The 4264-nt window shown below is 36.7% G+C and carries 1 protein-coding gene; it reads left to right on the top strand.

All coding sequences use genetic code 11. The annotated features are described in order from the left end of the window. Positions 1-4264: hypothetical protein (locus tag BA195_RS09520; protein ID WP_141677683.1), on the top strand; the 4264-nt coding region annotated here is incomplete at both ends.

Here is a 4264-nt window from a genome sequence, read left to right as displayed (position 1 = left end):
ATACAACGGATGCAGTAACATTTGATCATGCATTTGGTAGTTTAACAGATGGTACGTACACAGTAACTATAAGTGATGCAAAGAGATGTTCTATAACTTTAGCACCCATAACGATAGCGGCATTACCAGAGGAGCCAACATTTAGTAATGCAGTGACTTACGCGTGTGACGGAACAGGAACCATAACCTTAACACAATTAACACCAGCAGCACCAGGAACGTATAATTATACTTTAGGAGCAACGAATAATACTACAGGAATTTTTAGCGGATTATCTGATGGGACTTATACTGTAACTGTTGATTACGGAAGCGACTGTACAGTGGATGTAACTAATATAACTGTTTTAAATAATCAGGCATTTACCGCACAAATAACAGATTTTACAAATCCAACATGTATAGGAGATACAGATGGAGAGATTGAGATAACAGCAGCATTTCCATCAGTAACACCAACAAGTTTTGAGTATGATTTAGGTTTAGGAGCTGGATGGGAAACAGCAGGAACAAATCCGTTTTCAATACCAAATTTAGCGGATGGAACACATAATATATCGGTACGACCAGATAATACCTCACCAGCAGCGTGTAATGTATCTTTGAGTGAAGATTTATCAGATCCATCACCAATAGTAGTAGCGGCAAGTGTAACAAAACTAATTACTTGTGATACAGACCCTACATTAGATGGAGCAACGATAAGTATAACCGGAACCACATCCGGAGGAAACGGAGGAGCTTATACATATGCATTATTTAACAATGCAACAGCAACTGCACCAGCAGTTCAAACAGGCGCACCATTTACCGATATTGATACTTCGGGAGATTATTGGGTAGTCGCTACAGATGCAAAAGGTTGTACATCAGCTCCATTATTAGTAAATGTACCAGTAAAAGAAAATATTACATTTACAGCTATACCTCAATGTTTTGATGGATCAGATGGAAAAATTGATGTAAATGTTACTAATGGTAATGGAGGCTATGAATATAGTACCGATGGTACTAATTGGACAACTCCAACACCAGCTAACGCAACAAGCTTTACTATATCAGCCTTATCAGCAAATGTAGCTTATACGGTAAGTATTAGAGATATTTCAGGATGTATAGAAACAGAAAACGTTACTATAAATTCTGTGTTAACAGCAAGTGCAACACCAACAGATGCAAGTTGTACGCCTTTACCACCTGCAACTCCAACAGGTCAAATAGCAGTAACCCCAACAGGAGGTTCAGGAGTAGGTTATGTATATGCAGCGATATCAAATGGATCACCAGCACCTGTCGCAGGAGACTTTACAGCTACAAATCCAATTACAGGTTTAGATGCAGATACTTACGATGTTTATGTAAGAGACGATGCAGGTTGTGAATATATAATTGAAGATGTTGTCATAGCACAGGTAACACCAGTAGCTATTACAATAACCGATACTCAGCCAACTTGTACTCAAGGTGGTAGTATTGATGGTGTTATTACAGCAAACACAGGCCAAGCACCATTTGAAATTACCATAGCAAATAGTGGCGGTATTATAGCAGCAAGTACTTTAACAAATTTTACAGGAAGTAATTTTAGTTTTAATAATTTACCCGCAGAAACATATACGATTACAATTACTGATGCATTAGGATGTATAGATACAAAATCAGAAACATTAGTTGATTTACCAACTTTAACAGCAACTATTAATCCGGTAAGACCAACATGTGGAACACCTTTTGTAGGAAATGAAACAAGTTTTGGTTATGACTTTGTTGGTTACCCAACAGTTTCAGCACCTAATAAAATTCAGTTTAGTGTAGATAATGGAGTTAATTGGCAAGATAGTCCTACGTTTAGAGGAACCTTAGGAAATCCAGATTTTAATTATGGAACCGTAACAGAACCTGTAATCAGAATTGTAGATAATTCAACACCTAATCCAACTTCAGATCCTTCTGTTACGGCACTTTGCTTAACAGATTTGGGTTCATATACAATGCCATACATTGTAAGTCCTTTAGTTGTTCACCTTTCAACAGATTCAGCAGATTGTACAACAGGAGCAACAGTAGATGTTTCGGTAACAGGAGGTTCTGGTAATTTTGAATATTCATATAGCACAATACAAACAGCTCCTGCAGTAGGGTCACCCTCATGGGAAGCTTCTAATGGAGCAACATCAAGAGAACATACATTTACAGGTTTAACTCCTGGAAGAACTTATTATTTCTTTGTTAGAGATTTAAATGATAATTGTATTAAAATGGATGATAACTATACTATTACTATTGATGTTGACGTAACAGGATCTGTTTTAAGCCAATCATGTAATGGAGGTAATACAGGTAGTTTACAATTTGATATTGATGATAGTACATCAAATATTCTAACAGGAGCAGCACTTCCAATAACATGGGAACTATTTAGGTTTGATATTATCACAGGTGTTTCTACTTCAATTGAAACAGGTTCTCAGAATAATTTAGATCCAATTTTACCAACTAATAATGGAAATTTAGCAGAAGGAACTTATTATATCGAAATAAAAAATAATGGAGCGTTGTGTACTTTTGCAAGTCCTAATGTAGAAATTTTAGAAACACAACCAATTACAGGTAATTTAACCGTAGTAAGTGATATAACATGTACTCGTAACGGAGTTATAAGAGTAGATAATGTAACAGGAGGAACAGCGCCTTATACATATACCGTAGCAACTGCTACTAATTTTTCTACAGCAAGTACTAATGTTATAGGAAATACTATCGAATTTGCTTATGCAGATGTAATAACTAATACAAGTAATGTTACTGGTATTACTGTTACAATTGCAGATAGTAATGGTAATAGTTGTACAGAAACAATAGGGGCAGTTAACCTAATAGTAAGTCAACCTCCAGTAGTTATATATACCGACCCTAATAGCTGTGATGCAAACAAAACAATAACAACTAGAGTAAATAGTGGTAAAGAACCTTATCAGTTTTCAGTTGACGGCGGAACCTTTAGTGGTGATATTGCTTTAGATGGCGCTTTAGGTTATGCTGAATTTATAGCACAAAACTTAACACCAGGTAATCATGTGATTACAGTAAGAGATGCCAACGGATGTACTGTTACTACAAATGCTGATATTCAACCAAGTTTAGAATACACTGTTGATTTAACTAAAAATTTAACTTGCGACCCTGCACCAGGAGACGAAGCAACGTATGAAATAGATAACATTATTGGTAGTGGAACATATACCTATGAAGTTATTAGAAATGACAGTGGAGCAAATACCGTTGTAGTTGCAGCAGGTACACCTTTACCAGCAACACCTTTTACTTTTAGTACAGCAATCGCAGATGCTTATACGATAACAATAACTGACACTGCTGAAAACTGTATAAGTACAAAAACTTTTACAGTTGCAGCAGCAGTTGAACCAGCGTTTACTACTTCGGTAACCCACGCTACGTGTAATGGTGGGGCAAACGGAAGTATCGCAGTTAATGTAACAGCAGGAGTAACACCTTTAAGTTATAGTATAGTTCAAACAGCAGGTTTAGGATTAGTGGCAGGACAAGCAACATGGGATGCAGCAAGCAATTCATTTATCAATGTACCAGCAGGAACTTATACGGTAACGGTTGAGGGCGATAATGGCTGTTCGACAGATGTGGCAGATGTTGTCGTAAATGATAATCCGTTATTAACAGTAAACGCACCAACAGCAGTTCAATTTGGATGTACCACAGGAAATGATGTAAACAACGCTACGTTAAGTATTAGAGCAGAAGATACATTTGGAATGTCAGGCGGAACAACTGTATATTCAACCGTAGAGTTGTACCATGATGTAAATGGAGATAATCCAGCAGATAACTTATCAAATACAGCAGATGATGTTCAAATAAGTACGGTAACAGTAACCGGAACGAATCATGTATTTTCAATAAGTGATGTTACAGGCGGAAGTTATTATATACGTATTGTAGACAGTGCAAATTGTAGTGCAGTATCATTATCTACAATAATAGCTCCATTTGAAGCGATTACCGATATAAATATCAGTTCAGTAAAAGATATTGATTGTGCAACAGGAGAAGATATCTCAGTAAAAACAGTAACAAATATTGATAATGTTACTTATGCTATAACAAGTGCTCCGGCAGGATATTCAGGACCAACAAGTGAGACAGTAACACCAGCAACAGATGCAGCGTTAACGTTTACCAATTTACCAACAGGAACGTACACGATAACGGCAACACATCCAACAAC

Source organism: Tenacibaculum soleae (genome assembly GCF_001693415.1).
GTDB lineage: Bacteria > Bacteroidota > Bacteroidia > Flavobacteriales > Flavobacteriaceae > Polaribacter > Polaribacter soleae.
Note: the sequence above shows the minus strand (reverse complement) of the source record. Positions and strands in the feature narration are given on the sequence as shown.